This window comes from Paenibacillus sp. EB106-05-06-XG162, assembly GCF_058791655.1.
The window spans coordinates 1-1,790 of record NZ_JBYTDT010000038.1 but is presented as its reverse complement, the minus strand read 5'-3'; the positions used below and the strand labels follow the sequence as shown (position 1 = coordinate 1,790).

Sequence of the window (1,790 nt, the reverse complement as noted above, 5' to 3'; positions counted from 1 at the left end):
CGCCAGCGTTCGTCCTGAGCCAGGATCAAACTCTCCAATAAAGTGTTTGACTTGCTCATTTTGAAACTGACTTGCTTCACAAGAACAATGTTCTCGTTATATCTTTCAATCATTCGTTGTTCAGTTTTCAAAGATCAATGTCTTTCTCGTAATCACCGCGTCGTTCTCTCGGCGACAACTTTTATAATATATCACATTTAATTTCATAATGCAAGATATTTTTTTAAGTTTTTTTCGAGAAGTTCTTTTCTCTTGCGTTCCGTCTGCTACTCTCGTAGCGGCCGGAATAAGAATATACCATGGAATGCAAAAAGAATGCAACATGCAATTAATTCCAAATGGAATCCACGGCATATTACATTCTTTCTTCCCTAATTCGCTATTCTACGAGGTGTGGAACTTTTCTTCGTCTTCATATATCCTGTCGCCTTCACCAAAGCATGATTCGAAGACATCGACGAACTCGAACGTTCTATCTCAGCAACGATACGATGCAAATCCGCGAACAGACTCCCAATCTCCATCAGTGTCTCTGCCTTAGCTTGTTGTTCCTTAAAAGCATCAAACAATAAAAACTGATCATCATAGGCCTGATGAATCGCCTGTTCCAGTGCTTCATGCCGTTTTGGCGTTGTTTGTTTTAGCAATCTACCATATAACCGAATACATTCAGCTGAACTCATTAGCGCAGCCTCGATCGGCAATTGCTTCAAATATTTCGTCCCAATCTCCTGCACAGCATAGTTCACACTGGATACAGCAATCAATATTTTCTGAACTGTATCTACACAATCTTGCAAAGCTGCTAGTTTTCGAGAATCTTTACGATAGATAAAGTTATATTTGAGACTTTTCTGTGCATTGCAGTATGCATCATTCAATTTTCGACTCAAAGACATCAAATCCGCATCCGAATATTGAAAACTCATCAAGTCATTCTGCTGTGCAGACACACTTTGACCCAATTGCTGCATTCGTTCCGCAAGCTTCTGACAAATATTCGCGTTTCGACGCACAGCCGACGGCATTTTATTCTCAGGATGTATCGTGATTTGAACAAGAACCGCAATGAGCGCACCGACAATCGTCTCAATTATCCGCCCTGTAGCGTAACCTTGAGCTTGTTGAAAAGACATCACCATCACCGAACTCACACCAATTTGCGAAATAATCTGTGGATTCAGTTTGAAGGCCGTAGCTGCGCCCATACCAATAAGGAGCACCACCACGACACCTAAGAAGTTCTGTCCCACATAAGGCACGACGACAGCGGTCACGACGACCCCAATGATTACACCAAGAATACGGAATAGTCCTTTTTCCATTGTATCTGCGATCGTGAGTTGAACCGTCAATACAGCTGCAAGGGGAGCAAAATACGAGAAATGATCTCCAAACATTAAAGATGCGACTGACCAAGAGATCGCCGCCGCCAACACTGTCTTTATGACATGAAATGTAAGACCCAGGCGAGCGCACCATTTCATTATACGCGTCAACATGGAGCACACACCTCCTATTTCCATATGGTTATTGACTTATCTGAACAACTTTATTATATCGACTTCCACAACACTAATTTGTGATTATTATCACAAATATTAACCTGGTACATTAAATTTTTAATAACTCCACTGTACCTAAGTATAAAACACTTTAGTACAAAATAAAAATCCCGCACCTCTTCGCAGAAGTCACGGGAATCATTATTAAGTATGGTGCGCGTAGAGGGACTTGAACCCCCACGGTCGCCCGCTAGATCCTAAGTCTAGTGCGTCTGCCAATTCCGC

General features: G+C 41.9%; 1 protein-coding gene. It reads right to left on the bottom strand.

What is annotated here, in order from left to right:
• Window positions 1-371: 371 nt before the first annotated feature.
• The gene (locus AC3WU2_RS30595; protein ID WP_492458605.1) at window positions 372-1,502 is read right to left on the bottom strand and encodes an FUSC family protein; all 1,131 of its coding nucleotides are present in this window, start codon (window positions 1,500-1,502) and stop codon (window positions 372-374) included.
• Window positions 1,503-1,790: the final 288 nt, after the last annotated feature.

What these genes read in the sequence shown, in the direction of transcription:
- AC3WU2_RS30595 (WP_492458605.1), bottom strand. Translation starts at nt 1,502, where the DNA reads ATGTTGACGCGTATAATGAAATGGTGCGCTCGCCTGGGTCTTACATTT.